The organism is Nocardioides sp. (genome assembly GCF_041913365.1).
GTDB lineage: Bacteria > Actinomycetota > Actinomycetes > Propionibacteriales > Nocardioidaceae > Nocardioides.
On the sequence record NZ_JAYSFM010000002.1, the window covers coordinates 587,235 to 613,422 of the forward strand.

The 26,188-nt window shown below is 72.5% G+C and carries 22 protein-coding genes; 13 read left to right on the forward strand and 9 right to left on the reverse strand.

Going from position 1 to position 26,188, the window contains the following annotated elements; genetic code table 11:
* Nucleotide 1 precedes the first annotated feature (1 nt).
* From ACE3QY_RS07750 to ACE3QY_RS07760, 3 genes are all read left to right on the forward strand, one after another.
* Nucleotides 2–541, forward strand: coding sequence for a nuclear transport factor 2 family protein (locus ACE3QY_RS07750; RefSeq protein WP_374455432.1), 540 nt, complete (start codon nt 2–4; stop codon nt 539–541).
* 106 nt (nt 542–647) lie between these two features.
* Complete coding sequence (locus ACE3QY_RS07755) at nt 648–1,997, forward strand: MFS transporter (RefSeq protein ID WP_374455433.1); 1,350 nt, start codon at nt 648–650, stop codon at nt 1,995–1,997.
* Nucleotides 1,998–2,067: 70 nt separating this feature from the next.
* The gene (locus ACE3QY_RS07760; RefSeq protein ID WP_374455434.1) at nt 2,068–3,240 is read left to right on the forward strand and encodes an endonuclease/exonuclease/phosphatase family protein; all 1,173 of its coding nucleotides are present in this window, start codon (nt 2,068–2,070) and stop codon (nt 3,238–3,240) included.
* A gap of 9 nt (nt 3,241–3,249) precedes the next feature.
* Here the strand turns inward: ACE3QY_RS07760 and ACE3QY_RS07765 are convergent, their stop codons facing one another.
* From ACE3QY_RS07765 to benA, 6 genes are read right to left on the reverse strand one after another with little or no spacing between them, the layout of a single operon-like run.
* Nucleotides 3,250–3,843: a DUF6529 family protein gene (locus ACE3QY_RS07765; RefSeq protein ID WP_374455435.1), complete on the reverse strand. Its 594-nt coding sequence runs from the start codon at nt 3,841–3,843 to the stop codon at nt 3,250–3,252.
* A 41-nt stretch (nt 3,844–3,884) separates the two neighbouring features.
* Nucleotides 3,885–6,590 carry a LuxR C-terminal-related transcriptional regulator gene (locus ACE3QY_RS07770; RefSeq protein ID WP_374455436.1) on the reverse strand — a complete coding sequence of 902 codons (2,706 nt, stop codon included), beginning with the start codon at nt 6,588–6,590 and terminating at the stop codon, nt 3,885–3,887.
* The gene (locus tag ACE3QY_RS07775; protein WP_374455437.1) at nt 6,587–7,951 is read right to left on the reverse strand and encodes an MFS transporter; all 1,365 of its coding nucleotides are present in this window, start codon (nt 7,949–7,951) and stop codon (nt 6,587–6,589) included. Before ACE3QY_RS07775 ends, ACE3QY_RS07770 begins: the two co-directional genes overlap by 4 nt.
* Nucleotides 7,952–8,000: 49 nt before the next feature.
* On the reverse strand, nt 8,001–10,637 hold the full coding sequence (gene benC, locus ACE3QY_RS07780) for a benzoate 1,2-dioxygenase electron transfer component BenC (protein ID WP_374455438.1): 2,637 nt from the start codon (nt 10,635–10,637) through the stop codon (nt 8,001–8,003).
* 38 nt (nt 10,638–10,675) lie between these two features.
* Nucleotides 10,676–11,233 (reverse strand): benzoate 1,2-dioxygenase small subunit, encoded by a 558-nt coding sequence (gene benB / locus ACE3QY_RS07785; protein ID WP_374455439.1) that lies wholly within the window; start codon nt 11,231–11,233, stop codon nt 10,676–10,678.
* On the reverse strand, nt 11,230–12,597 hold the full coding sequence (gene benA / locus ACE3QY_RS07790; protein ID WP_374455440.1) for a benzoate 1,2-dioxygenase large subunit: 1,368 nt from the start codon (nt 12,595–12,597) through the stop codon (nt 11,230–11,232). Before benA ends, benB begins: the two co-directional genes overlap by 4 nt.
* A 216-nt stretch (nt 12,598–12,813) precedes the next feature.
* On the opposite strand from benA, the gene ACE3QY_RS07795 reads away from it, so the two are divergent.
* The 8 genes from ACE3QY_RS07795 (at nt 12,814) to ACE3QY_RS07830 (ending at nt 22,972) form a co-directional block, all read left to right on the forward strand.
* Nucleotides 12,814–13,743 (forward strand): LysR substrate-binding domain-containing protein, encoded by a 930-nt coding sequence (locus ACE3QY_RS07795; RefSeq protein ID WP_374455441.1) that lies wholly within the window; start codon nt 12,814–12,816, stop codon nt 13,741–13,743.
* Nucleotides 13,740–14,840 (forward strand): mandelate racemase/muconate lactonizing enzyme family protein, encoded by a 1,101-nt coding sequence (locus ACE3QY_RS07800; RefSeq protein WP_374455442.1) that lies wholly within the window; start codon nt 13,740–13,742, stop codon nt 14,838–14,840. Before ACE3QY_RS07795 ends, ACE3QY_RS07800 begins: the two co-directional genes overlap by 4 nt.
* Nucleotides 14,841–14,901: 61 nt before the next feature.
* The gene (gene catA, locus ACE3QY_RS07805) at nt 14,902–15,789 is read left to right on the forward strand and encodes a catechol 1,2-dioxygenase (RefSeq protein ID WP_374455443.1); all 888 of its coding nucleotides are present in this window, start codon (nt 14,902–14,904) and stop codon (nt 15,787–15,789) included.
* A gap of 6 nt (nt 15,790–15,795) precedes the next feature.
* The gene (gene catC, locus ACE3QY_RS07810) at nt 15,796–16,074 is read left to right on the forward strand and encodes a muconolactone Delta-isomerase (protein ID WP_374455444.1); all 279 of its coding nucleotides are present in this window, start codon (nt 15,796–15,798) and stop codon (nt 16,072–16,074) included.
* 163 nt (nt 16,075–16,237) lie between these two features.
* Nucleotides 16,238–16,855 carry a YceI family protein gene (locus tag ACE3QY_RS07815; protein WP_374455445.1) on the forward strand — a complete coding sequence of 206 codons (618 nt, stop codon included), beginning with the start codon at nt 16,238–16,240 and terminating at the stop codon, nt 16,853–16,855.
* Nucleotides 16,856–17,216: 361 nt separating this feature from the next.
* Complete coding sequence (locus ACE3QY_RS07820) at nt 17,217–20,969, forward strand: alkaline phosphatase family protein (RefSeq protein WP_374455446.1); 3,753 nt, start codon at nt 17,217–17,219, stop codon at nt 20,967–20,969.
* A gap of 87 nt (nt 20,970–21,056) precedes the next feature.
* Nucleotides 21,057–21,314 (forward strand): hypothetical protein, encoded by a 258-nt coding sequence (locus tag ACE3QY_RS07825; protein WP_374455447.1) that lies wholly within the window; start codon nt 21,057–21,059, stop codon nt 21,312–21,314.
* A gap of 170 nt (nt 21,315–21,484) precedes the next feature.
* Nucleotides 21,485–22,972 carry an HNH endonuclease signature motif containing protein gene (locus ACE3QY_RS07830; protein ID WP_374455448.1) on the forward strand — a complete coding sequence of 496 codons (1,488 nt, stop codon included), beginning with the start codon at nt 21,485–21,487 and terminating at the stop codon, nt 22,970–22,972.
* A 130-nt stretch (nt 22,973–23,102) separates the two neighbouring features.
* Here the strand turns inward: ACE3QY_RS07830 and ACE3QY_RS07835 are convergent, their stop codons facing one another.
* Together ACE3QY_RS07835 and ACE3QY_RS07840 are read right to left on the reverse strand one after the other, a co-directional pair.
* Nucleotides 23,103–23,573, reverse strand: coding sequence for an NUDIX hydrolase (locus ACE3QY_RS07835; protein ID WP_374455449.1), 471 nt, complete (start codon nt 23,571–23,573; stop codon nt 23,103–23,105).
* Nucleotides 23,574–23,578: 5 nt separating this feature from the next.
* The gene (locus tag ACE3QY_RS07840; RefSeq protein ID WP_374455450.1) at nt 23,579–23,971 is read right to left on the reverse strand and encodes a hypothetical protein; all 393 of its coding nucleotides are present in this window, start codon (nt 23,969–23,971) and stop codon (nt 23,579–23,581) included.
* A 70-nt stretch (nt 23,972–24,041) separates the two neighbouring features.
* On the opposite strand from ACE3QY_RS07840, the gene ACE3QY_RS07845 reads away from it, so the two are divergent.
* Nucleotides 24,042–24,272: a hypothetical protein gene (locus tag ACE3QY_RS07845; RefSeq protein ID WP_374455451.1), complete on the forward strand. Its 231-nt coding sequence runs from the start codon at nt 24,042–24,044 to the stop codon at nt 24,270–24,272.
* 14 nt (nt 24,273–24,286) lie between these two features.
* Here the strand turns inward: ACE3QY_RS07845 and ACE3QY_RS07850 are convergent, their stop codons facing one another.
* Nucleotides 24,287–24,631 carry a DNA polymerase ligase N-terminal domain-containing protein gene (locus ACE3QY_RS07850; protein ID WP_374455452.1) on the reverse strand — a complete coding sequence of 115 codons (345 nt, stop codon included), beginning with the start codon at nt 24,629–24,631 and terminating at the stop codon, nt 24,287–24,289.
* Between the two features lie 55 nt (nt 24,632–24,686).
* Between ACE3QY_RS07850 and ACE3QY_RS07855 the strand changes: the two genes are divergently transcribed.
* Nucleotides 24,687–26,153 (forward strand): YdiU family protein, encoded by a 1,467-nt coding sequence (locus ACE3QY_RS07855; protein ID WP_374455453.1) that lies wholly within the window; start codon nt 24,687–24,689, stop codon nt 26,151–26,153.
* Nucleotides 26,154–26,188 lie beyond the last annotated feature (35 nt).

Sequence of the window (26,188 nt, forward strand, 5' to 3'; positions counted from 1 at the left end):
CATGTCGTCCCACGAGACCGGAGAGGAGGACCTGGCCGCGCGCGTGCGCCGCCTGGAGGACCTGCACGCCATCGGGCAGCTCCGCGCGCACTACTGCCAGGCCCTCGACGACGGCCGCTGGGACGACCTGGTCGACCTCTTCACCCCCGACGGCGCGTTCGTCGGGCTCTCGACCGCGCACGGCCACGACGAGCTGCGCACCTTCTTCGCCGACCTCCAGGACGGCCCGCTGTCGGCCTGGTGGCACTTCTCGTCCAACGAGACCATCGACCTCGTGGGCACACCGGCCCACGCAGCGACCGGAGCGACGTGGCTCGACCAGCCGTGCGTCGTCGACGGTCGCGCCCACGTCGCCGCCGGGCGCTACCAGGACCGGATGGTCCGCGGTGACGACGGCCGGTGGCGCTTCGCCGAGCGTCGCGTGACGTTCTTCTACTGGGTGCCCGGGGACGAGGACTGGGCGCCGGGCCGCTACGGCTGGGCACCGGCCCGTGCCGCGGCCGACCCCCGCACCCTCGAACGGCTCCCCGCCGACGCCTGACCGTCCGCCACGCCTGATCGCACACGACGAGTCCTGCCCGGTACGACGACGTACCGGTGCTGTCCGAGCGCGCCCTCGTGCGCGCCCACCCGATCCGGAGACCCCCATGACGCACACCCTCACCACCCCCAGCTCCCCGCCGGCCCCCGGGCCGGCGGAGCAGGTCGCCGACCGCCGTACCCTCACCCGCGTCTGCACCGCGGTGCTCCTCGGCTCGGCGCTCGAGTGGTACGACTACTTCCTCTACGGCGCTGCTGCCGCGCTGGTCTTCGGGCAGGTGTTCTTCCCGAGCGCCTCCGACTCGACCTCGCTGCTGCTGTCGCTGGCGACCTTCGGCGTCGGCTTCGTCGCCCGCCCGATCGGTGCGATGGTCTTCGGTCACATCGGCGACAAGCACGGCCGCCGCCCGGCCCTCATCGCGACCCTGATGCTGATGGGCCTGTCCACGACGGCGATGGCGCTGATCCCCTCCCACGCGATGATCGGCGTGGCCGCGCCGGCGCTCCTCGTCGTGCTCCGCCTGCTGCAGGGCATGGGCTCGGGCGCGGAGTACAGCGGCGCCTCGGTGTACGCCGTCGAGTACGCGCCGCCGGGACGTCGCGGCCTCTTCGGCTCGTTCTCCGCAGCGGGCGTCTACCTCGGCCTGGTGCTGTCGTCGGGTGCACTGCTGCTGACGACGTCCCTGACCAGCGACGACCAGTTCGCCACCTGGGGCTGGCGACTGCCGTTCCTCGCCAGCCTGCTGCTGATCGCCCTCGGCCTCTGGATCCGGCTGCGCCTGGAGGAGACCCCGGCCTTCGAGGAGGTCGTCGAGGACGCCGCCCCGGCGAAGGCCCCATTGCTCACCCTCGTCCGCACCCAGTGGCGGAGCCTGCTGCTGGTCATGGGCCTCGTCGCCGCACCGCTGTCCTTCAGCCACCTCTACCAGGTCTTCGCGCTCTCCTACATGGCCGACCACGGCTACGACCGCGTCACCGGCACGACCGGTCTCCTCGTGGCCGGGCTCGTCGTGATGATCACCGCGCCGCTGGCCGGCATCGCCTCCGACCGGTTCGGCCGGCGCCCGGTGCTGATGGTGGGCGCGCTCTACGCCATCGCCTTCGCGTTCCCGTTCTTCATGCTCGTCGACAGCGGCCGTCCGCCGCTGGCCATGCTCGCCCTCGCCCTCGCCCAGGGCGGCAGCGTCGGCATCATGTTCGGCGTGCAGGGGGTGGTGCTGTCCGAGCTGTTCAGCACCGCGAGCCGCTACAGCGGCGCGGCCGTGAGCCGCGAGTTCGCCGCGATCATCTTCGGCGGCTTCGCCCCGCTGATCGCGGTCAGCCTCGCCGCCTCGGCCAACGGCGCCTCGTGGCCCGTCGGGCTCTACGTGGTCGTGCTGGCCGGCATCACCTTCGTCTCGGCGCTGCTCGCGCCCGAGACGTTCCGCGACAGCCTCTCGGAGTCACGCGAGGGGTGAGCGGACCCCGACGCGGGATTGCCCCAAAGTGGGTCTTGCCCGACGGGTGCGGTGGTGCGACGGTCCGAAGATGACCGGACCGCGCCGCCACCACGCCCTGCTCGCCCTCGTCGCCTCGGCGCTCGCGCTGGCCACCGCACTGGTGCCCGGCGCGAGCGCGCAGGCGGGCACACCGGGAGCCGGCCACGGCGGCACGCCGGCCCGGAGCGCGACGGTGATGACGCGCAACCTCTACCTCGGCGCCGACCTCGGCCCGATCCTGGCCGCCCTGGCCACCGGCAACAACACGGCGATCGTGGGGGCCGCCACCCGGACGTGGGGCGCGGTGCAGGCGACGCTCCCGCCCGAGCGGATGGCCGCGATCGCGGACGAGATCATCGAGGCCGACGCGGACGTGGTCGGGCTCCAGGAGGTCACCACCTGGACCACCTACGCCTACAACCCGCAGACCGGAGCGGTCAGCAACCCGACCGTGGCCTACGACTTCCTCGACCTGCTGCTCGACGCGCTGGCCGCGCGCGGCGCCGGCTACTACGAGGTCGCCGGGGCGACCGCGCACAACTTCTCCTCGCCGCCGATCCCGGTCCTGGCCAGCCCGAGCGCCACGTTCCCGACGCGCGCGGTCCAGCTCGCCGACCGCGACGTCGTCATCGCCCGCAGCGACGTGACGGCCACCAACGCCCGCACCGGGACCTACCAGAACATCGTCAGCTTCCCCTTCGGCGGCACCACTCTGCCGGTCGCCCGCGGCTGGGGGTCGGCCGACGTCCGGGTCGGCAAGGCGACCTTCCGCTTCGTGAACTCCCACCTCGAGGCGTTCGGCATCCCCGGCGTCGACGCCGAGCAGGTGCGCGTCGCGCAGGTCGGCGAGCTCCTCGCGGCGCAGGACGCGATCGCCGCGTCCTCCGGTGACCTGCCGATCGTGTACGTCGGCGACTACAACTCGGTGGCCCCGACCGGGGCGGCGTACTCCGCCCTCCTGGCAGGCGTCGGCACCGACGCGTGGACGCGGAGCCACCCCGGCGACCCCGGGTTCACGTGCTGCCTCGGTGCCACCCTGACGGACCCCGACAACCCGCTGACCAGCAGGATCGACCTGGTCCTGCTCGGCGAGGGCGTCAAGGCGCCGCGCGCCACGATCGTCGGTGACGACCCGTCGGAGATGACCGCCTCCGGTCTCTGGCCGACCGACCACGCCGGGGTCGTGGCCCGGTTGGTGGTGCCGGCCCGCCGCTGTCGGTGACCGCCGGCCTCAGTAGCCCCCGGGGCTCGGCCAGCCCCGGGCACCGACGTACCACGCCGCCGAGGTCAGCACGACGACCAGCAGCAGCGTGAAGAGGAGCCCGCCGGCCACCGGGAGGAACCAGCCCGGTGCCCTCCGGGCGCGCACGGCGACCACCTTGACCACGACCGCGCCGAAGACCGCGCAGCCGAGGACGCCGTGGACCACGGCCCGCAGCGGCACCGGCTCGCCGGTGTGGAGCGTGCCGACCTCGAGGCCGAGCGCCCACAGGCAGCTGTAGCCCACGAAGACGGCCAGGAGCAGCGCGAGCGCCCCCGAGACCCGGTGCGCCGTGCCGAGCCACGACGGCGCCCGGCCCCCGATCCGGCCGTAGATCCACAGCGCGCTGAGCAGCTGGAGCACGACCAGCACGCCGATCACCAGGGACAGCGCGACCTTCATCTCGATCACCGTGCGGAAGCCCAGGTCGGTGGTCCCGCGCAGCGTCGGGTCGTGCACCCGCCCGAAGACACCGAGGAGCACCGCCACCACTGCTCCAGCGGCGAAGGCTGCGAGCGGGACGGCGAGGCCCCGGGAGGTGCGCGCTGCCACGTGGTCGGCCATGCGCTCAGGATGCGCCGATCGGCCGCGGTCCGGAAGCCCGGTCAGCCCTCTCCGGTCGGGGCGGCCCGCACGGCGGCCAGCTCGCCGCGTGAGCGGATGCCGAGCTTCGCGTAGATCCGGGTCAGGTGGTACTGCACGGTCTTCGTCGAGACGAACAGCTCGGTGCCCACCTCGCGGTTGGTCATCCCGCGCGCGACCAGGTCCGCGACCAGCTCCTCCTGCGGGGTGAGGGCCACGACGTCCCGGTCGCCCGCGGGGCGACCGATGTGCACGCCCCCTGCCCGCAGCTCGCGGTCGCAGCGCTCGACGTACGTCGTCGCACCCAGGCGGACGTAGAGGTCGCGCGCCGTCTGGAGCACCGGGTCGGCCTCGCGCCGCTTCCCGGCCCGGCGCAGCGTCTGGCCCCAGGCGAAGTGGGTGCGCGCCCGGTCGTAGGGCAGCGGGAGGTCCTCGAGCAGGTCGGCGGACTCCTGGAACGCCGCGCGTGCCGCCTCGAGGTCGCCGGTGGCCCCCAGCAGCCGGCCACGGGCGTAGCGCAGGCGAGCCTGCGCGGACCGGTGGCCACGGTCCGCGGCCCGTTGCTCGTGCGGGCGGAGGAAGGCGTCCGCCTCGTCGTGCCGGCCCTCGAGCACGAGGGCGTTGGCGCACACGTCGGCCCACGGCCAGGCGCCCGGCTCGTCGATGCTGCCGCCGGCCCAGGCCTGCCGGAGCGGGTCGAGGGCGCGCAGCACCCCGGCGTAGTCGGCCCGCGCCTCGGCCACGCTCGCGCGCGCCAGGGCCCCGGCGACCCGCATGATCTCGTAGTCCCGCGGCCCCGCGGCCGCGTCGGACACCGCCCGGTCGGCCAGCTGCCACTCCCCGCGCAGACCGTGGACCTGGGCGCGGGTCCACGCGAGGAGTGGCTCGATGAGCCGCATCCCCGTGCGCTCGGCCAGGCGGGTGCCCTGCTCGGCCGTGCGCAGCGCCTCGTCCCAGTCCCCGCTGACGAAGTGGGCCCGGGCCAGCCACGCGTGGGCCCAGAGGGAGATCCGGGTGGACCCGCTGAGGAAGTCCGTGGGGGTGGCCGACGCCAGGGTCTCGCGGGCGACGTCCACCTCGTCGAGCGCCAGCGCCGTCCACCCACGACCCATCGCGACCCGCTGGGCCTGCGCACCGTGGCCGACCTCCTCCGCGAGGACGGCGTAGTCCGCCAGAGCCTGGGCACCGCGCCCCGTGCCGGCGACGCCGAGTCCCCGGATCGCCGACGACTCGACGGCCGGTGGCGAGCCCGGGGTGGCCAGCTCGAGTGCCCGGTCGGCCCACTCCACGAGCTCGTGGCCGCGGCAGCGAGCCAGGCTGTGCAGCACCCGGCGGTGGCAGATCATGGCGGCGACGTCGGGTTCGCGATCAGCGTTGACCAGGTCCCAGGCGCGCACCAGCCGGCTCTCCGCCTCGGCCGAGCGCCCGCGCACGATGGCGAGGTAGCCCAGCGCGGCGTTGCGCAGCGGGGTCTCGCGCAGGCTCTCCACCTCCGCGACGGCGGCCGCCGCGCCGAGGGTGTCGCCCGACGCGACGAGCGCGTCGAAGGCGCGTGCGAGGCGATCCTCGCGCACGCCCCGCTCCGCGGTGATGCGGGCGGCGCTGGAGAGGAGCTGGGCGACCGCGGCCCACTGCCCCGTCCGGGCGCGGTCGGCAGCGAGCTCCTCAAGCTCGTCCGCCAGCCCGGCGTCGGCCATCGGACTGGCGCTGACGAGGTGATCGAGCCGAGCCACCGGGTCGTCGACGAGGGAGGCGGCCGTGCGGTGCAGCTCGGCGAGCCGGACGCGGCCCACCGACGCCAGCACCGCAGCCCCGACCATCGGGTCCGCTGGCTCCACCAGCGCGGCACCGAGGTGCTCGACCCACCGCACCAGCCCGGCAGCCAGGAGCTCGTCGACCGGTGCGAGCGGGTCCGCCACGCCGGCCAGCGCGGCCGCCAGCGGCACCGGGGCGCGGCCGAGCACGGCAACCGCCTCGGCGAGGGTCCTGGCGGGGCCGCCGGCGGCGGCCAGCCGCCGTCCGACGTCGGCAGCGACCACCGCCGGAGCCGGCAGGACGGGGGCGAAGTCCGCCCACCGCTCCGCCGGCTGCTCGGCCAACAGCGCCAGCACGGGGCCCGGACGGCCGGAGGTGAAGCGGCGGAGCCGGTCGGCGAGCGTCGGGTGCAGGTCGACCCCGGCGAGCGCGGCCAGCTGCTGCACCTGGCCGGTGTCGAGCGGCGGCAGCACGACCCGCTCGGACACCCGGTCGATCACGGACGCCGCCTCCGCCGACGTGACGGGCGTCGTCGCGGCCAGCACGACGAGCAGGCGGGCGTCGGGGCGGTGGCGTACGACGCTCCAGAGCGCCTGGAGCGACGCGGGGTCGGCATGACCGGCGTCGTCGACCACGACCAGCACCGGGTCCTCGGCCGCGGCCACGGCGTCGCCGAGCCGGTCCACGGCCGTGCCCGCGTCCATCGGGCCGACCGGCGTGCCGAGCAGCTGGGACAGCACCCCGAGCCGGACGTCCTGCTCCCACGGCACGCCCTCCGCGCGGAGGCACCGGCCGCCAGCGGCGACGTGGTCGGCGGCAAACCGGCGGACGAGGGAGGTGGTGCCGACGCCCGGGCCGCCGGTGACCAGGACCAGCCCGGGACCGGACTCGCCGACCCGCAGCAGTCGCTGCTGCAGGTCGGCGAGCTGGGCGTCGCGCGCCACGAGCACGGGCGTCGCGTCGGCGTCGGTCACGCAGTCACGGTAGACCTGACCTCACCCGGGACGAGGTCGGTGCGCCGTGACTCGGCGTGTGCCGGACGGGGCACGGCCAGCGCCACCGCCGCACCGGCCAGCGAGACGGCCGCGAAGAGCTGGAAGGCGGTCGAGCCGCCGACCCCCGCCCCGACGAGCACCCCGCCGATGATCGGGCCGACGATCCCGCCGAGCCTGCCGAAGCCGGCGCACCACGCGACGCCGGCGGCACGGGCGTTGGTCGGGTAGTAGTTGGAGACGAGCCCGTAGACCAGCACCTGGGTGCCGATCGTGCCGACCCCGGCCAGGCCGACCGCGAGGAAGAGGACCGCGGCGGGCATCGACAGCGGCAGGACCGCCAGCGAGAGCGCGGCGAGCACGAAGGTGGTGGCGACCACCCGCCTGGCACCGACCCGGTCGGCGACGTACGACGCCACCAGCCCGCCGCCGATGGCCGCCAGGTTGAGGACGAGGAGGAACGTCAGGGCGTGGTTCTTGCCGTAGCCCTGCTCCCCCATGATCTGCGGCAGCCACGTGTTCAGGCCGTAGGTGAGCAGCAGGCCGGCGAAGCTCATCAGGCCGAGCAGCGCCGTGGGGAAGGCGAAACGACGGCTGGCGAGCGCGGGGAAGCCGACCTTCTCCTCGGTCGAGTCCTCGAGGACCGCCTCGGGTGCGGGCACCGGGATGCCGGTGCGGCGGGAGACGGCCTCCGCGTCGGCGAGGCGACCGCGGGCCACGAGCCACTTCGGCGACTCGGGGAGGAAGCGGATCGCGAGTGGGAGCAGCACCACGATCGGCAGCGCGCCGATCCAGAAGAGCCCGCGCCAGCCGATGCTGTCGCCCAGCGCGATCGCGGTGAGCGCCGCCAGCACGCCGCCGGCGGGCACGCCGCTGTAGACGATCGCGTTGTAGCGGTTGCGCTGGCCGGGCGGCGCGACCTCGGCGACGAGCGCGCCCACGGTGGCCACGAGCGCCCCGACACCGATGCCGGTGAAGAAGCGGAACAGGCCGAACGTCGCCACCGACTCGGTCGTGGCGGTGACGCCCATGCCGACGGAGAACCAGGCCAGGTTGACCAGCATCACCTTGCGGCGACCGATGCGGTCCCCGACGGCGCCCGCTGCCAGCGCGCCGACCAGCACGCCGACGAGGGCGTAGCTGCCCAGGGTGCCCGCCTGGGCGGGGGTGACGGTGCCGAGGTGGGACGGGTCGGCCAGCAGGACGGGCACGACCGTGCCGTAGACGACCAGGTCGTAGCCGTCGAAGACGAGCGCGGCAGCGGAGAGGACGACGACCCAGGCGATGCTGCGACGCCGGCGGGCGTCCTGCTCAGGGGTCGCCACAGTGGATGTTTCGGGCATGAGGGTGCTCCGAGAGGTGAGGTGGAGGTGGTGCGGGCGGACGGGGACGTCAGCCCAGGTCACCGCCGGCGACCGGGAGGACCGTGCCGGTGATGTAGGAGGCTTCCTCGCTGGCGAGGAAGGTGATCGCCGCCGCCTGCTCGTCGAGCGAGCCGTAGCGGTGCATCAGGGAGTGCGACAGGGTCTGGTCGATGTGGGCCTGGAACCACTGCTGCTCGCGCTCGTCCCGCGGTGCGGGGGTGCCGCGCGAGATCCGGCGCGGAGGGGCCTCGGTCCCGCCGGGGGCGGTGGCCACGACGCGGATGCCGTGGTCGGCGTACTCCAGGGCGAGCGAGGCGGTGATCGCGTTGATCCCGCCCTTGGCGGCGGAGTAGGGGATCCGGTGGATGCCGCGGGTCGCCGCGGACGACACGTTGACGATCACGCCCGACCCGCTGCGCACCATCGCCGGCAGCGCGGCACGGCACGCGAACAGCGTCGTCATCAGCGAGCGCTGCACCTCGGCGGTGATCTCGGCGTCGGTGAACTCGGTGAACGGCTTGAAGTTGATCGCGCCGCCGACGTTGTTAACGAGCACGTCGACCCGGCCGAAGCGGGCCACAGCCTGCTCGACCACGGAAGCCGCGCCGTCGTACGCCTCGAGGTCGGCGACCACCGCGACCGCACCGGGGCCGGTGGCGGCGAGGTCGTCGGCCAGCTCGTGGACGAGGTCGGAGCGGTCGACCAGCACCAGCAGGCCGTCCTCGGCGCTGATCCGGCGGGCGACGGCCTCGCCGATGCCCTGGGCGGCTCCGGTGACGACGACGACCTTGCCGGCGAAGCGGCCCGGTGTGGTGAAGCGCGGCCGCTCGGCGCTGCGGCTCTCGTCCATCGCGCGCCGCATGGTGGTCTTCGACCGGTCGGCGTGGGCGCTGACGAGCTCGCGGGCGCCGGCCCGGTCACCGCGCTCGATCGCGTCGACGATGTCGAGGTGGTCCTGGGCGCACCGCGGGTGGCACCACGTGGCCGACCGCAGCACCTCCTCCATCCGGCCCTTGACGCCGAGCGCCTGGTAGGCGCGGAGCAGGTGCTCGTTGCCGGTGAGGGTGAAGAGGTAGTCGTGGAAGGCGGCGTTGGTCTCGGTGTACGCCGCCGCGTCGACGAAGCGGTCGCCGTCGACGTAGGGCACGGTGGACTCCGCGAGCAGCCGGTAGCCCGCGACCTGGCGGGAGTCGATGCGACCCAGGACCAGGTCGAGGGCACCGAGCTCGAGCGCCATCCGCGCCTCGAAGATCGCGTCGGAGGCGTGCACAGACGGGTGCTCCTCGCCGATCTCGTAGCCGTCGGGTGCCTCGGTCCGCGGGGTGTCGACCGCCGCCGGCGCCACCAGGGGTGCGACGTCGCGGGACGGGAAGGCCGGTTGACCCGCCAGGGTGCGTGCGGTGGCGGCCACGGCGGCCGGGTCGACCGCCACGCCGCCGCGCAGCCCGGCGACCTCACGGGCCGGGAAGAGCTCCTGCCCGGCGATCGCACGGCCGGCGGAGCCGACGAGGAGAGGCTCGTCGTCGCGCTCGGAGACCGAGCGGACCGGCGCCGGCGCAGACACCGGCTCCTCGGCCTGCGGCTCGGGCTCGGCCGGGGCGTCGCTGATCTCGCCGACCTCGACGGCCGGCTCAGCGTCGGCCTCGGCCGTGGCCGTACCCGACAGCGCGAACTTCTCGTAGTAGAACCCAGTCGGCTCCACGCCCTGCTCGGTGAAGTGGCCGCGCACCGCCTCGACCATCGGCGGCGGACCGCAGAGGTAGACAGCGACGTCTCCGCCGTGGAGGTGCTCGGGCTCGATGAGGCCCATGACGTAGCCCTGGTGGGCGGCGGTGGTGGCCGGGTCGGAGACGCAGTGGTCCCAGGTGAGGGCGGGCATCGCCGCGGCGAGCTCCTCGAGCTCGGCCAGCTCGACGAGGTCGTCGTCGGTGCTGACGCCGTAGACCAGGTGGGTCGGCCGGGTGCTGCCACCCGCCCGCATGGTGCGCAGGATCGAGAGGATCGGCGCGAGCCCGGTGCCGCCGGCGATGAGCAGCAGCGGGCGGTCGGCCTCGCGCAGGAAGAAGCTGCCGTTGGGACCCGTGAAGCTGACCTCGTCGCCGACTGCTGCCTGCTCCGACAGCCACGTCGACATCACGCCGCCCGGGGTGAGCTTGACCAGGAAGCCGAGCGAGCGACCGTCGGTGGCGGTGCTGAAGGAGTAGGACCGGCTCTCCCCCGTGCCGGGCACGTCGATGTTGACGTACTGGCCGGGCAGGAAGGCGAGGTGGTCGCGCTCCTCGGTCTCCAGGGTGAGCGACATCGTCGTCGGTGAGAGCCGCTCGAGTCCGGTCACCGTCGCCTTGTACGTCGCCGCCCGGGTCTTCGCGACCGCGGAGGTGCTCGCGATCTGGAGCACCAGGTCGGAGCGGGGCTTCATGCTGCAGGGCAGCACCATGCCGGCGGCGGCCTCGTCGGCGGACAGCGCGTCCTCGATGTAGGTGCCGCCGTCGTACTCCCCCGACTCACATGTCGCCTTGCACGTGCCGCACGCGCCGTCACGGCAGTCCAGCGGGATGTTGATGCGGGCACGGTAGGACGCGTCGGCGACCGTCTGGTCCTCCGCGCAGGTGATGAAGCGGGTGACGCCGTCCTCGAAGGCGAGGGCGACCTGGTGGCTGCTCATGACTGCTCCAGACTCGAGCGGGCTGGGGGTCGGCGTGCTCAGAAGTGGTAGACGTCCACCACGTGGTGGATGTAGTCGTTCTTCAGCACCACGGTCTTGCGCCGGATCAGCGGGCTCTCGCCGGAGAAGTCGATCGTGTAGAAGGACGTCCCGTAGTAGGGGTCGACCGTCTTGTAGCGGAAGTACATGGTGTGCCAGTTGAAGCGCACGTCGACCACGTCGCCGCGGCGCTCGATGACCTCGACGTTGCTGATGTTGTGGCTGGTGCGCGGCTCGGGGATCGAGGTCGCGCTGGACCGCTCGGTGCGGATCCGGAAGACCCGGTCCTCGAGGCCGCCCTTGTTGGGGTAGTAGATGAGCGAGATGTCGGTCTGCGGGTCCTGGACGAGCTCGTCGTCGTCGGTCCACGCCGGCATCCAGTACTCGCAGTCGTCGGCGTAGCACTCCAGCCACTTCTCGAACTCGCGGTCGTCGAGGAAGCGCGCCTCGCGGTAGAGGAACTGCTCGAGCTCGTTCTGGGTGATCAGCCGGCTGCCGGTCGTGTCGGTCGTGTCGGTCGTGGCAGTCGTGGCGGTCGTGTCGGTCGTGGTGCTCATGCCTCGACCTCCGTCCCGGCCTCGCGGGCCACGGCGGCCCGCATCGTCTCCAGCCAGTAGCCGTGCTGGACGGGGTAGAGCCCCTCGTCCTCGTTCTTCACCCCGGCCGAGATGACGCCCGACATGTCGAGCGCCAAGGCGACCTCGTCGGGCCCGGACAGCCAGTGCTCGGCGCCGCGGCTCATGTCGTTCCACGGGGCGGCGGTGGCCTGGAACGTGAGCTGGCAGGAGCGGAACTCCTCCAGGTCGTCCGGGGTCGCCATGCCGGAGGCGTTGAAGAAGTCCTCGTACTGGCGGATCCGCCAGGCGCGAGACTCCTTCGACTCGCCCTTGGGCGCGATGCAGTAGATGGTGACCTCGGTCTGGTCCGGCGAGATCGGGCGGAAGTGCCGGATCTGCGTGGAGAACTGGTCCATCACGTAGACGTTCGGGTAGAGGCACAGGTTGCGGCTGCCCTTGACCATGAACTCGCCCTTGGCCTCGCCGTAGGTCTCCTTGAGCTGGTCGAGGCGGTCCCACAGCGGCCGGTCCTCGGGGTTGCCGGCCCAGGTCCAGAGGCACAGGTGGCCGTTGGGGTAGGACCAGTAGCCACCGCCCGACTTGCCCCAGCTGCCGGCGTCGAGGGTCTTGGTGGTGTTGGCCGAGTCGCCGGTGTTGCGGCGCGAGGTGGTGGCCGCGTAGTTCCAGTGCGTCGCCGTGACGTGGTAGCCGTCGGCGCCGTTCTCGGCCTGGACCTTCCAGTTGCCGTCGTAGGTGTACGTCGACGAGCCGCGCAGCACCTCGAGGCCGTCGGGCGACTGGTCGACCAGCATGTCGAGCACCTTCGTGGTGTCGCCGAGGTGCTCCTCGAGGCTCGTCACGTCGGGGTTGAGCGAGCCGAAGAGGAAGCCGCGGTAGCTGTCGAACCGCGCGACCTTCGTCATGTTGTGCGACCCGTCGGTGTCGAACGTCGCGGGGTAGCCGGCGCCATCGGGGTCCTTGACCTTGAGCAGGGTGCCGTCGTTGCGGAACGTCCAGCCGTGGAAGGGGCACGTCAGCGTGGTGCGGTTGTCGGTCTTGCGCCGGCAGATCATCGCGCCGCGGTGCGCACACGCGTTGATGAGCAGGTTGAGCTCGCCGTCCTGGCCGCGGGTGATCACCACCGGCTGGCGACCCATGTAGGTCGTGAAGTAGTCACCCTTCTCGGGCACCTGGCTCTCGTGGGCGAGGTAGACCCAGTTGCCCTCGAAGATGTGCTTCATCTCGAGCTCGAAGACCTCCTCGTCGGTGAAGATCCGTCGGTTGGCGCGGTAGACGCCGGCCTCGCGGTCGTCGACGACCGCGTCGGCGAGCACCTGCTCCACACGGGAGAGCGTCTCGGTCATGGGGTCCTCCAGGGGTTGGGTGCCCCGACCGTTCCACGACGTGTCGGTGGTCACACGAGCCAAGTGCCTAGGCCTGACCTAGGCATCCTTTGATCGCTCTGGCGTATCAATCCCCGCGAAACAAGTCCTTGTCCTCGATGAATATCCAGACCTACCGTGAATCAATCGCCGACGACGTGAGCGTCGTCACGCGGACCGTCACCGAGAGGAGGACCCATGGAGCTGCGCCACCTGCGCTACTTCGCGGCCGTCGCCGACACCAAGCACTTCGGCCGCGCCGCCGACCGGCTACACCTGGCCCAGCCCGCGCTCTCGCAGGCGATCCGCCAGCTCGAGGCCGAGCTGGGCACCCCGCTCTTCGTGCGCACCACGCGCCAGGTCGACCTCACACCTGCCGGGGAGTTCCTGCGGGAGGAGACCACGCGGATCCTGGCGGCGATCGACGACAGCGTGCGAGGCGTACGCCGGATCGCCGAGGGCCGGCAGGGCCTGCTGCGGATCGCGTTCACCGGCTCGGCCGCGCACACCCTGCTCCCCCGGATCGCGCGGACCGTCAAGCGCGAGCTGCCCGGCCTCGCCCTGGAGATCCACGCCGACCTGCTGACGCCTGCTCAGGTCGCCGGGCTCACCGACGGCAGCCTCGACCTCGGCGTGCTGCGCCCGCCTACCACCGGCGACGCGCTGACCGTGCGCACCATCACGCGGGAGCCGCTCGTGCTGGCCGTGGCCACCGACCACCGCCTCGCCGAGCAGCCGGAGGTCGCGATGGCCGACCTCCGCACCGAGGACTTCATCGCCTTCGCCGGCGAGCGGTCCGTGGTCAACGACGCCGTGCTCCGCAGCTGCCGCGAGGCGGGCTTCACCCCGACGGTCGCCCACGAGGCGGCCGGCACGACGGTCATGCTGCCGCTCGTCGCGGCCGGACTCGGTGTCGCGCTGGTCCCCGCCTCGGTCCGCGCGGCCCCGCTCGAGGGCGTCGTCTTCCGCGACGTGCCCGACGCCGCGTCGCTCGACCTCGCCCTCGCGTGGCGCACCGACGACCCGGATCCTGCCCTGCTCGCGGTCCTCGAGGTGCTCGAGGCCGCGGACCTGTTCACCCCCACCACCCCCGATTCCACACCCGAGCTCGACGAGGTCGTCCGATGAAGATCACCCAGGTGGAGGCGATCCCCTTCGCCATCCCCTACCGCAAGCCGCTGAGGTTCGCGAGCGGCGAGGTGCACGTCGCCGAGCACGTGCTCGTGCGGGTGACCACCGACGACGGCGTCGTCGGCGTCGCGGAGGCCCCGCCGCGCCCGTTCACCTACGGCGAGACGCAGGCCGGCATCGTCGCGGTCATCGGCTCGATCTTCTCCGGTCAGGTGGTCGGCCTCGACCTGATGGAGCGCGAGCAGATCCACGCCCGTCTCTCCCGCACGGTCGGCAACCCCACCGCCAAGTCCGCGCTCGACATGGCGATCTGGGACGCGCTCGGCCAGTCGCTCGGCTACAGCGTGACCGAGCTGCTCGGCGGCTACACCGACCGGATGCGGGTCTCCCACATGCTCGGCTTCGACGAGCCCGCCGCGATGGTCGCCGAGGCCGAGCGGATGCGCGACACCTACGGCATCACCACCTTCAAGGTGAAGGTCGGCCGCCACCCGTTCCGCCTCGACACCGAGGTCGTGCGCGCCCTGCGCGTCGGCCTGGGCGACGACGTCGAGCTGTACGTCGACGGCAACCGCGGCTGGTCGGCCTCGGAGTCCGCGCGGGCGATGAAGGAGATGTCCGACCTCGGCCTGACCTTCGCCGAGGAGCTGTGCCCCGCCGACGACGTGGTGGGCCGCCGCTGGCTGGTGAAGCAGCTCGACGTGCCTTTCATCGCCGACGAGTCGGTCGTCACGCCGGCCGAGGTGACGCGCGAGATCCTCGGTGGTTCGGCCACGGCGGCCAGCATCAAGACCGCGCGCACCGGCTTCACCACCAGCCGCCGGGTCCACCACCTCGCCGAGGGGCTGGGCATCGAGCTCGTCATGGGCAACCAGATCGACGGCCAGCTCGGCTCGCTCTGCACGGTCGCCTTCGGCTCGGCGTTCGAGCTGACCTCGCGCCGGGCCGGCGAGCTGTCCAACTTCCTCGACATGACCGACGACCTGCTCGCCGAGCCGCTCGAGATCCACGGCGGCGAGCTCGTCGCGCGGCCCGGGCCCGGACTCGGCGCCGTCATCGACCCCGACAAGCTCGCGCGCTACCGCCAGGACTGACCGCGCACCACCCACCCGTCCGACGTACACCCGACACACCCCCATCCCGAGGAGCAGCACCATGAGCACCACCCTGAACGAGAGCCAGACCGAGTCCGTGACCGAGACGGCCAGCGCGGCCGCGTCCGGCGCGAGCGCCACCGAGCGCTTCCACGCCGACAAGTCGCCCTTCGACGCGGTCAAGGACGTCCCCGCCGAGCGCGTCGACACCCTCGCCCGCGAGGTCCTCGACGCGATCTACGCGACGGTCCGCAGGCACAAGGTCACCTACGACGAGTTCAACGCCCTCAAGGCGTGGCTGATCAACGTCGGCGAGGACGGCGAGTGGCCGCTCTTCCTCGACGTGTGGCTCGAGCACGTCGTCGAGGACGTCGCGACCGAGCACCGCGAGGGCAACAAGGGCTCGATCGAGGGCCCCTACTACGTCCCGAACGCCCCCGAGCAGGGCGCGAAGGGCACCATCCCGATGCGCGACGGCGAGGGCGGCACCCCGCTCGTGTGGAGCGGCCAGGTCACCTCGACCGACGGCTCCGCGCTCGGCGGCGCCAAGGTCGAGCTCTGGCACGCCGACGACGACGGCTTCTACTCGCAGTTCGCTCCCGGCATCCCCGAGTGGAACCTCCGCGGCTCCTTCACCACCGACGCCGACGGGTACTTCGAGATCACGACCGTGCAGCCCGCGCCGTACCAGATCCCCACCGACGGCTCCTGCGGCAAGCTCATCGCCGCCGCCGGCTGGCACGCGTGGCGTCCCGCCCACCTGCACGTGAAGGTGTCGGCCCCCGGCCACGAGCTGCTCACCGCCCAGCTCTACTTCCCCGGCGACGAGCACAACGACGACGACATCGCCTCGGCCGTCAAGCCCGAGCTCGTCCTCGACCCCCAGCAGCAGGCCGACGGCTCCGCCACGGTGGCCTACGGCTTCGTCCTCGACCCCGCGAAGGACTGATCGCCCGTGCTCTACCACGTGCGCATGGACGTCCGGATCCCGCTCGACATGGACCCCGAGGTCAAGGCCGACCTGGTCGCCCGCGAGAAGGCCTACGCCCAGGAGGTGCAGCACTCGGGTCGCTGGCCGCACCTGTGGCGGGTCGTCGGCGAGTACGCCAACGTCTCGGTCTTCGACGTCGAGTCCAACGACGCGCTCCACGACCTGCTCTCCGGCCTGCCGCTGTTCCCCTACATGGACATCCACGTCACGCCGCTCGCGAAGCACCCCTCCTCGATCCACTGACACGCTCCATCGCGACCCGTCCCCGCCCGTCGGGGACGGGTCGCGGCCGGTCCGCGGCGTAAGACCCGGATCACACCGACTCGGGAATGAATCTCCTGCCCGCCTCGTTCGATTGATTGAACCGTCAACTACTTGGCACACCCCGACCTCCCAGGAGACCCCGATGTCCTTCTTCCGCCGCAGCAAGACCGTCGAGCAGGCCGCTACTCCCGCCGCCTCCCCGTCCGCCGCCGCCGTCGCCGAGCGCGACTCGATCACCGGTGACTACGTCCTCGACGCCAGCCACTCCCGCCTCGGCTTCTCGGCCCGCCACGCGATGGTCACCACCGTCCGCGGCCAGTTCGCCGACTTCGACGGCACCGCCCACGTCGACGCCGAGAACCCCGCCGCCTCGACCGTCACCATCGACATCCGCCCGGCCAGCATCTCGACCGGCACCCCCGACCGCGACGGCCACCTCGTCTCCGGCGACTTCTTCGACGTGGAGAACCACCCGGCCATCACCTTCGTCTCGACCCGCGTCGAGCGCGACGGCGCCGAGTGGACCATCACCGGCGACCTCACCATCAAGGGCGTCACCAAGCCGGTGACGATCCCCTTCGAGGAGACCGGCACCGCCGTCGACCCCTTCGGCAACACCCGCGTCGGCTTCGAGGGCGCGACCACCATCAACCGCAAGGACTGGGACCTCTCCTGGAACGCGGCCCTCGAGACCGGCGGCGTGCTGGTCTCCGAGAAGATCAAGCTCGAGTTCGACGTCTCGGCGATCAAGAGCGCCTGATCGCGGCGCCCCCACGCCGCCCCCACGCAGCGGGGGGGGGGCCCGCCCCCCCGGGGGGGGGGGGGGGGGGGGCGGGGCCCCCCCCGGTCGGCCCGCGGGGGGGGGGCGGCCCGCGGGCGGGGGCCCCCGCCCGGGCCCCGACCCGGTGGTGTCCGGGCTCGTGCGCGCTCTCCACCGTCTGAGCGCACGGCGGTCTGGACCGGACCGGCGTCGGGCAGCCTGCGCGCGGCACATACCCAACCGGGGGCCTTGACGCCACCGGGGCGCGGGTGGAGGTTCGATCCATCCCCGGGGGAGCCGCGCCTGGGTGCTGCACGGTCCCCGAGGGATCCGGCTCCCCACCCGGCCCTGGAGGGTTGCCGTGAACCGCACACACCGCCGTCCCGTCGTCGTCGCAGCAGCCACCGCGCTGATCGCCCCGGCCGCCGTCGCCGCCCTCGCCGTGGGCCCGACGCAGCTCGCCGCCTCGGCGCACGAGGGCAAGCACCATCCGCCGTCCCACAGCACCTCCCCCACCGACGAGGCGGTCTTCTTCGCCTCCGACGGGCTCCGGCAGGACCTCGTCGAGAAGTACGCCGACCAGGGCGTCATGCCGACGATGAAGAAGTTCCTGAAGAACGGCGTGAAGGCCCGCGGCAACGGCATGCTCACCCAGGCCCCGCCCAACACGGGCGCGGGCTGGTACACGATGGCGACCGGTGCGTGGCCCGGCGTGCACGGCTCGACCAACAACACCTTCCACAAGAACGGCGACCCGTTCGGCGCCAACCGCACCGCCGCGTTCGACCCCGGCGTCCTGCAGGCGGAGTCGATCGCGCAGGCGGCCGAGCGCGACGGCCTCAAGGTCGCGCAGGTGGAGTGGGCCGGCGGGCGCAACGCCTCGATCCAGGGCCCGACGATCGACTTCCGCAGCTTCTTCTCCGGCCGCGGCGTGACGACCAACTTCATCGGCCAGAAGGGCGATCCGCTCTTCGACGACGCTCCCTTCATCACCTCCTTCGGACTCCAGTTCGACCACCCGGCCGGCTACGCCGGGCGGGCACCCTTCCCGGCGGCGGCCCCGACCCCGGCCACCGGCTGGACCGCGGTGCCGACGTCGTACAGCCCGGCGCGGGAGATGCGGATGCGGGTGCTGGACGGCGCGACCGACAAGTACGGCCTGAACGCCTACATCTACGACAGCCGCAACGACGGCCGCACGCGGTACGACCGGGTTCTGTTCTCCCCGACGAAGAGCGGCGCGGACGCGGTCGGCGACCTGCGCCAGGGCGAGTGGGCCGACGTGAAGGTGAAGATCGTCGGCGGCGCGCTCGACGGCAAGACGGCCGGCATGCTCGTCAAGGTCGAGACGCTGTCCCCCGACCTGTCCCGCGTCCGGCTGTTCCACACCTCGGTGAGCCGCGCGATCGCGAGCTGGCCGACGTGGCCGGGCGAGCCGGGCTACACCGACTTCGACGAGTACCTCGCGGCCGAGTTCCCGACCTCGACCGCCGCCGACTTCGCGATCCTCGAGGCCGGTGTCACCAGCGAGGAGACCTACGTCGAGCAGGGCTTCTACTGGTCGACCGGCCACTGGCCGATGCTGGAGTACGTCGCCGAGACCTACCAGCCCGACCTGCTGATGGTCGGCATGCCGACGACCGACGAGTTCCAGCACCAGTTTCTCGGCCTGGTCACCAGGCGGCTGCCCAACGGCGCGCCCAACCCGGCGTACGACGACGTGGACCTCGACGGTGTCAAGGACGGCCGGGTCAAGGAGCGCGCCGCGTTCATCCGCGACGCCTACGCGGAGTCCGACCAGACGCTTCGGCTGGCGCGCCGGCTGGTCGGCAAGGACCCGACGACGTTCGTCGGCTCCGACCACGGCTTCGCGCCGCAGTTCCTCGCCATCGACGCCAGCAAGCCGCTGGTGGACATGGGCCTGCTCTCGACCCCGCAGACCTCGAACTGCCGCACGGCCGCGGGCGAGACGATCGGCAAGGCGAAGGCCTGCTGGGCCGGCGGCACGCTGCAGATCTACCTCAACCTGGCCGGGCGCGACCCGGTCAACCCCAGCTTCCAGCAGGTCCCTGCGGCCGAGGAGGCGGCCACGGTCGCGGCGATCAAGGCGACGTACCTCGGGCTGACCGACCCCAACGACTGGACGCACGACGGCAACCCCGAGGGGTGGAAGGTCATCGACCGTGCCTTCACCAAGGCCGAGGCGCGCTACATCCCCAACGGCCCGGGCAGCACCGCCGACATGGCGCACCCGACCCGCACCGGTGACCTGGTGGTCTTCTCCTACCCGCCCTACCAGTTCGACGCGGAGACCCCCGGCACGCTCGTGGCGCCGTCCCACTTCTTCGGGCAGCACGGCTACGTGCCCGACGTGCAGGACCTCGCCGCCAACATCAACATGCGCGCGACGTTCCTCGCCGGCGGCGAGGGCGTCGGCCACGGCAGGGTGTCGGCACGCTCGATCGACCTGGCCCCAACGCTGGCGTTCATGCTCGGGATCCCCGAGCCGCAGCACAGCCAGGGCAAGGTGCTGCTCGAGGTCGCCGACGGCGGCAAGAAGTACACCCCCGTGCCGATCGTCGGGCTCAACGACTTCCACGGCCAGCTCGACCCGACGACACGGGCGTACGACAACGCCATCAACGCGCGCGTCGGCGGTGCGTCGTTCCTCGCGACGATGTTCGACGAGGACCTCGACGCGCTCCCCGGCCAGGGCCTGATCCTGGCCGGCGGCGACAACGTCGGTGCCTCTCCCCCGAACTCGGCGCTGCTGGAGGACATGCCGGCGATCGACGTGGAGAACGCGTGGGGCCTCGACGCCACGTCGTACGGCAACCACGAGTTCGACTACGGCGTCGCGCGCCTGCTCGAGCACCAGGCGCGGGCCGAGTTCCCGTTCCTGGCCACCAACATCGTCGACGCGGACACCGGCGAGGCGCCGGACTGGGTCACGCCCTCGAAGGTGTTCCGGGTCAACGGCGTCAAGGTCGGCGTGATCGGGGCCGGGCTGGAGGGGACGCCCGAGCTCGTCGCCGCGGGTGCCACCGAGGGCCTGGAGTTCCTCGACGAGGGCCCGCGGATCAAGGCCGAGTCCGAGCGGCTGCGCCGGATGGGGGTCAAGGTCCAGGTCGTCGTCATCCACGAGGGCACCGCGCTCGGCGCCAATCCGGTCGGCACCACGCCCGGAGTGCCGTGGGAGGGCCCGATCCTCGACATCGCCGACGAGCTCCAGAGCACGACCGTCGACGCGATGATCGTCGGCCACACGCACCGGGTCTCGAACCTGATGCGGGGCGACATCCTCATCACCGAGGGCATCAACGCCGGTGCGTCGTACTCCGTGCTCCAGCTGATGGTGCGCAACGGCGACGTGGCGTGGGCCGGCGGCGCCACCCGGGTCGCCAAGAGCCTCGGCGTGACCGGTCGACCCGACGTCCAGGCGATCGTCGACCAGGCCAACGCGGAGACCGCGGTGCTGCGCAACCAGGTGATCGGCACGCAGGCCAACGACGTCCTGCGCGCGCCGACCCGACTCCTCGAGTCGGAGATGGGCAACATGGTGGCCGACGCGATGCGCGGGAAGTACCCCGGCATCGACGCGGCGTACACCAACTCCGGCGGGCTGCGGCAGGACCTCGTCTGCGCGCCGCCCAGCGCCGGGGAGCAGCCCTGCGAGATCACGTGGGGCGAGATGTTCGCGGTCCTGCCGTTCGGCAACCGCACCACGCTGCTCACCCTCACCGGCACCCAGCTGCGGCAGGCGTTCCTCAACGGCTTCTCCCCGGTGTGCAACCCGGCGATCGCCACGGGCCGCTTCCCGCAGGTCTCCGGGCTGCGCGCGACCTTCCACTGCGAGGGCACCACGGCGGTCGTCGACGGCATGTGGAGGACCCCGGACGGGATCGGCGGGACGCAGACACCGATCGCGGACGGCGACAGCATCCGGCTGGTGACCAACGACTTCATGTACACCGGCGGTGACGGCTACTCGGTCTTCGCCGGCGGCACCGACGTGCAGCAGCCCGGCGACGACCTGATGCAGATCGCGACGGACTACGTCACGGCCAACAGCCCGGTCGACCCGCAGGTCGAGGGGAGGCTCACCCAGAACTGAGCTCGCGCGGGCACGGGGTGGCGTACGCTGGCGGGGCCCGTCACGCCGTCGCACCGTGCGCCGGCCCTGCGGTCACTTGGGACGCCCATGCTGGATGCAGGACCCCGCTCCGACCCGCCCGACCGCCAGGACCTCGCCGTCCTGCTCAGCGAGGTGTCCTTGGCGCGCGATCGCCTCGGCATCGCGCGGCAGGGCGCCCGCGCAGCCGACCAGCTGCAGCTGCGTCGCGACCTGCTGCACGCCCTCGAGGCGTACGCGTCGGCCCTGGCCGGTCGCGGAGCACCCCTGCCCTACCGGCTGCGCGACGAGATCGAGCTCTACCGGGGGCTCGGCCTGCGCGGCTGACCGGCGGGCGGGCAAGGCACGAGCGCGTCGCCTTCGGTGGTTGAGGTGCGAGCGCCCTTTCCCGGTGGTCGAGTAGCCGAGCGAGGCACGAGCGACGGCGTATCGAGACCCATCCCCAGAGGTCGATCGGCCGAGGGTGACTGTCGGTGGGTTGCCGTAGTGTCGAACACATGATCGAAGCACAGGAGCGGGAGGCGGAGAGAGTCGCAGACGACCTCTCGGCCAGCAGCCTGCTCGCCTCGATCAAGACCTCCCGGCAGATCGAGCACGCTGAAGCCGCCCGCCAGCTCGACCTGGCCGCCCGCTGGGCCGACCTGCACCCGCCGGAGTCGATCCACTCCGCCGCGACCTTCACCACTCCGGGGTGTGAGCACGAGGAACCCATCGCCGGGCAGGGCACCCCTTTGGTGGCGGAGTTCTGCATCGCCGAGCTCGGCGGCGTGCTCGGCATCTCATCGACGTCGGCGAAGAAGCTCATCGGCCAGGCCCTCGAGCTGCGGCACCGCCTGCCGCGGCTGTGGGCGCAGGTGCACGCCGGGGTCGTGCCGGCCTGGAAGGCCCGCACGGTCGCCGAGACCACCATCCACACCGTCCCCGCCCTCACCGTCGAGGCCGCGGCGCACGTCGACGCCCAGGTGGCCGCGGTCGCCGGGCGGATCGGTCCCGCCCAGCTCGACCGGCTCGTCGCCGACACCATCAAGCGCTACGACCTCGCGCACCCGGATCCGGCGGCTGATCCGGAGGACGGCTACCTCGCGGTCGACCCCCGCCACGCCACGCTGCGTGACGAGGACGTGCACTTCGCCGGGACGATGCGTTTCGAGGCCGAGCTCGACATCGCCGACGCCCTCGACCTCAACAACGCCGTGGCCCAAGACGCCGAGACCCAGAAGGCCCTCGGCTCCACCGAGTCCCTCGACGTCCGCCGCTCCAAGGCCCTCGGCAACCTCGCCCGCACCCAGACCGCCCTCGACCTCACCACCGATGCCGCCTCTCAGACAGGTGGTCGAGCAGCCGGCGCGGACTCCCCAGGTGGTCGAGTAGCCGGTGAGGAACGAGCCGGTGTATCGAGACCCGACCAGGCGTCGGGCCGACCCGCCAGTCCGGCCGCCCGCGAGGTGGTGATCCACGCCCACTTCCAGGCCACCACCGCCGGGGAGGCGACGGTCTTCGGTCCCACCGGCCGGATCGAGGCAGGCCAGCGCCTGGTCCTGCTCGACCAGGTGAAGTCATGGTGCATCGACACCCTCACCAAGGTCACGATCAAGCCGGTCATCGACCTCAACGCCGAGCTGACCGCGCCGGGCTACGAGATCCCCGACCGGATCCGCGAACAGATCATCCTGCGCGACCGCACCTGCGTCTTCCCCTGGTGCACCCGCCCAGCCCGCAGGACGGATGTCGACCACATCGTCGAGTACGACCACCAGGCGGAAGCCGAGGGCCGACCACAACCCGGCCCCACCACGACGTCCAACCTGGCCTGCCTGTGCCGGTTCCACCATCGCCTCAAGACCCACTCCGCCTGGACCTACACGATGGTCGCGCCCGGAGTGTTCGAGTGGACCAGCCCCCACGGCCACCGCTACCGACGCGACCGCACCGGCACGACCCCGACCAACCCTGACGAGCCGCCGGACCCACCCGCCCGACCATGACCCCGCCCCACACCCCGCCCCTCACCAGACGGCGGGGCCACAGGCACGCCCAGGCAGCCTCAGCGCGGGCTCGTAGCGTCAGCCCGGAGGCTCCCATCAACGACTGGTTCTCCCGGCTTGCCTGGCGGGGTCAGGCGGGGCGCGGCTCGGTGATGTCGATCGGCGCCCCCGGAAGTCCGTCCTTCAGCAGCTCGGACAGGAGCCGACCGAGCTCGGGCGGGAAGACAGTGTCGGTGGTCTGCGACAGATCGTGTGCCGTCCACCACCGGAAGCCCGCGATGGTCCTGGTCTCGAAGGCGCTCAGACGCGCCGGCTCAGGGTCGAAGTGGTGCACCCTGTGCAGCAGCCAGTCCTCGTGGACCTCGACGGTCCGCCCGTCGTACTCGTAGATGTGGTCGCGGGTCCAGACGGGTGACCCCTCTGGCAACGACGGCAAGCCGGTCTCCTCGTGAGCCTCGCGGCGCGCAGCCTGCTGCAGGGACTCGCCCGTCTCGACCCCTCCTCCGACGGGATACCAGCACTGGGCCCCGGAGGTCGGGTCTGTCGAGCGGATCAGGAGGACGCGATCCATCTCGTCGAGCAGCAACAGCTTGACCGTCATCCGGCTCAGCAGGCCACCCACAGCGCGAAGGGCCTGGAACCGCCGTCAGGGACCCGGACCCAGCGGTAGCCGACCTCGGCGGGCACCCCCTCCCCCTCGCTCAGGCACGACGGGGTGCTGCGCTCGCCCTCCTGCCCGCCGTGGGACCAGACGACGGACCGGACGTCGAACCCGATCTGGGTGCCGTCCTCGCCCTCGAAGCTGGTGAACCCGCTCGCGTCGTCGTGCAGGACCACGACCCCTTCCTCGACCGTGAGCGGCACGCTGCCCCACGGCAGTCGCGAGCCGAGGAAGAGCCCGACGACCGCGGACACGACCGCGACGACGATGATCAACGGCATCCGTCGGGACGTGAGGGCCACGTCGCCGCGCTGCGGGGCGGCTGGGGTAGTGGTCATGCGCGGATCCTGCCACGCGACGTGCCCGCTCATCGGCAGCCACAGACCCGAGGTGTGCAAGCCTGAGCGCGTGACCAACGAGTCGATGGACCAGAAGCCAGCGTTGTGGATCGCCGTCGGGGTGCTGTCGTTCGTGGCAGGCGCCGGCCTCATCATGTGGACCGAGCTGACGCGGGCAGCCGGCGAGAGCGGCAGTGTGGGCGTCGCCGTGGGTGGCGCGCTGGTCGGGTTCGGCGTGTGGTCGTGGTTCCGGGGCCGCGTGCTGGCGAGGTCGCGGGACGGGCTGCCGCCGACGACGTGAGGTCCTGAGCCGAGCTATCCCTGGCCCTTCACCAGGTGGAGCAGCCACTGCTCGCCGCCGGTGTGGATCAACGCGTAACGCCGTGCACCGGAACGGCCGTGGAGGGTGAAGACGAGCCGCCGGTCGTTGCGGTCGTGCTCCTCCCAGGTGCCCTCGTCGGCGATCGACTTGTGCTCGTCCTCGTAGACGACGTGGTCGAGCTCGTGGTCGTCCACGGCGACGGCGAGGCGGTCATGGGCGGAGTCGTCGGGCAAGCCCTTCGGGACCGCCCAGCTCCGCAGCACGCCGTCCTCCTCGAGCCGCAGGTCGAAGTGCGGGCGCGGCTTGCGGTGGTCGTGCAGCACGAACCGGGACGTCACCCGCCCATCGTGCCTGACGCGACCCTGCTACGCCGCGCCCCGTATCGTCGACCATGTGAGCACGCGCGTGGTCCCGACCGTCGACCTCGGCCACCAGTACGCCGACGACCTCGCCGGGCTGGCGCTGCCGTGGCAGGCCGCCGAGGTGCCCGACCCGCGCCTGCTCGTGCTCAACGAAGCCCTCGCCGCCGACCTCGGCCTCGACCCCGACTGGCTGCGGACCGCCGAGGGCGTCGGGCTCCTGACCGGCACCCGGGTCCCCGAGGGCGCGACCCCGGTCGCGCAGGCCTACGCCGGCCACCAGTTCGGCGGCTACTCGCCGCGCCTCGGCGACGGACGCGCCCTGCTGCTCGGAGAGCTGACCGACACCGAGGGACGACTGCGCGACCTGCACCTCAAGGGCTCGGGACGTACGCCGTTCTCCCGCGGCGGCGACGGCTACGCCGCCGTCGGGCCGATGCTCCGCGAGTACGTCGTCAGCGAGGCGATGCACGCGCTCGGCATCCCGACGACCCGCTCCCTGGCCGTCGTCGCGACCGGCCGCGTGGTGCACCGCGAGACCGTGCTGCCCGGTGCGGTGCTCGCCCGCGTCGCGAGCAGCCACCTGCGGGTCGGCACCTTCCAGTACGCCCGCGCCACCGACGACCGCGAGCTGCTGCGCCGGCTCGCCGACCACGCCATCGCCCGGCACCACCCCGAGGCGGCCGACGCCGACCAGCCCTACCTCGCCCTCTTCGACGCCGTGGTGGCCGCGCAGGCGTCGCTGGTCGCCCGGTGGATGCTCGTCGGCTTCGTCCACGGCGTGATGAACACCGACAACATGACCATCTCGGGCGAGACCATCGACTACGGCCCGTGCGCGTTCATCGACGTCTTCGACCCGGCGACGGTCTTCAGCTCGATCGACACCGGCGGCCGCTACGCGTTCGGCAACCAGCCCGTCGTCGCCGAGTGGAACCTCGCGCGCTTCGCCGAGGCGCTCCTCCCCCTCCTCGCCGACGAGCAGGACGACGCGGTGGCCCTTGCCGTCGCCTCGCTCGAGAGGTTCCGCGGCCTCTACTCCGAGGCGTGGCGGGCCGGCATGCACGCGAAGATCGGGCTGCCCGATGGGCTGGCCGACGACGTCACCTCGGCGCTGGTCGCCGACCTCGTCACCCTGATGCGCGACAACCACGTCGACCACACCTCCTTCTTCCGCGGCCTCTCCGCCGCCGCCCGCAGCGATGCCGAGCCCGCGCGCGGGCTCGTGCTCGACCTGGCGGCGTACGACGCGTGGGCGGAGCGCTGGCTGGCGCTCGCCCCCGACGCGGCGGCGATGGACCGCGTCAACCCGGCCTACATCCCCCGCAACCACCTCGTCGAGGAGGCGCTGGCAGCCGGCACCGACGGCGACCTCGCCCCGCTGCAGGAGCTCCTCGAGGTCCTGTCCGCGCCGTACGACGTGCGCCCCGGCCTCGAGCGCTTCGCCGAGCCCGCGCCGGAGTCCTTCGGTCGCGGCTACCAGACCTTCTGCGGCACCTAGACCTGCTCAGGTCGACCGACGCCGCGCACACGTGT

Excerpts from the sequence above, each read along its gene's own strand:
- ACE3QY_RS07800 (WP_374455442.1), top strand. The coding sequence starts at position 13,740 with ATGAAGATCACCCAGGTGGAGGCGATCCCCTTCGCCATCCCCTACCGC.
- ACE3QY_RS07840 (WP_374455450.1), bottom strand. The coding sequence starts at position 23,971 with ATGACCACTACCCCAGCCGCCCCGCAGCGCGGCGACGTGGCCCTCACG.
- benA (WP_374455440.1), bottom strand. The coding sequence starts at position 12,597 with ATGACCGAGACGCTCTCCCGTGTGGAGCAGGTGCTCGCCGACGCGGTC.
- benC (WP_374455438.1), bottom strand. The coding sequence starts at position 10,637 with ATGAGCAGCCACCAGGTCGCCCTCGCCTTCGAGGACGGCGTCACCCGC.
- ACE3QY_RS07815 (WP_374455445.1), top strand. The coding sequence starts at position 16,238 with ATGTCCTTCTTCCGCCGCAGCAAGACCGTCGAGCAGGCCGCTACTCCC.
- catA (WP_374455443.1), top strand. The coding sequence starts at position 14,902 with ATGAGCACCACCCTGAACGAGAGCCAGACCGAGTCCGTGACCGAGACG.
- ACE3QY_RS07755 (WP_374455433.1), top strand. The coding sequence starts at position 648 with ATGACGCACACCCTCACCACCCCCAGCTCCCCGCCGGCCCCCGGGCCG.
- ACE3QY_RS07830 (WP_374455448.1), top strand. The coding sequence starts at position 21,485 with ATGATCGAAGCACAGGAGCGGGAGGCGGAGAGAGTCGCAGACGACCTC.
- ACE3QY_RS07795 (WP_374455441.1), top strand. The coding sequence starts at position 12,814 with ATGGAGCTGCGCCACCTGCGCTACTTCGCGGCCGTCGCCGACACCAAG.
- benB (WP_374455439.1), bottom strand. The coding sequence starts at position 11,233 with ATGAGCACCACGACCGACACGACCGCCACGACTGCCACGACCGACACG.
- ACE3QY_RS07835 (WP_374455449.1), bottom strand. The coding sequence starts at position 23,573 with ATGACGGTCAAGCTGTTGCTGCTCGACGAGATGGATCGCGTCCTCCTG.
- ACE3QY_RS07775 (WP_374455437.1), bottom strand. The coding sequence starts at position 7,951 with ATGCCCGAAACATCCACTGTGGCGACCCCTGAGCAGGACGCCCGCCGG.
- ACE3QY_RS07825 (WP_374455447.1), top strand. The coding sequence starts at position 21,057 with ATGCTGGATGCAGGACCCCGCTCCGACCCGCCCGACCGCCAGGACCTC.
- ACE3QY_RS07750 (WP_374455432.1), top strand. The coding sequence starts at position 2 with ATGTCGTCCCACGAGACCGGAGAGGAGGACCTGGCCGCGCGCGTGCGC.
- ACE3QY_RS07765 (WP_374455435.1), bottom strand. The coding sequence starts at position 3,843 with ATGGCCGACCACGTGGCAGCGCGCACCTCCCGGGGCCTCGCCGTCCCG.
- ACE3QY_RS07760 (WP_374455434.1), top strand. The coding sequence starts at position 2,068 with ATGACCGGACCGCGCCGCCACCACGCCCTGCTCGCCCTCGTCGCCTCG.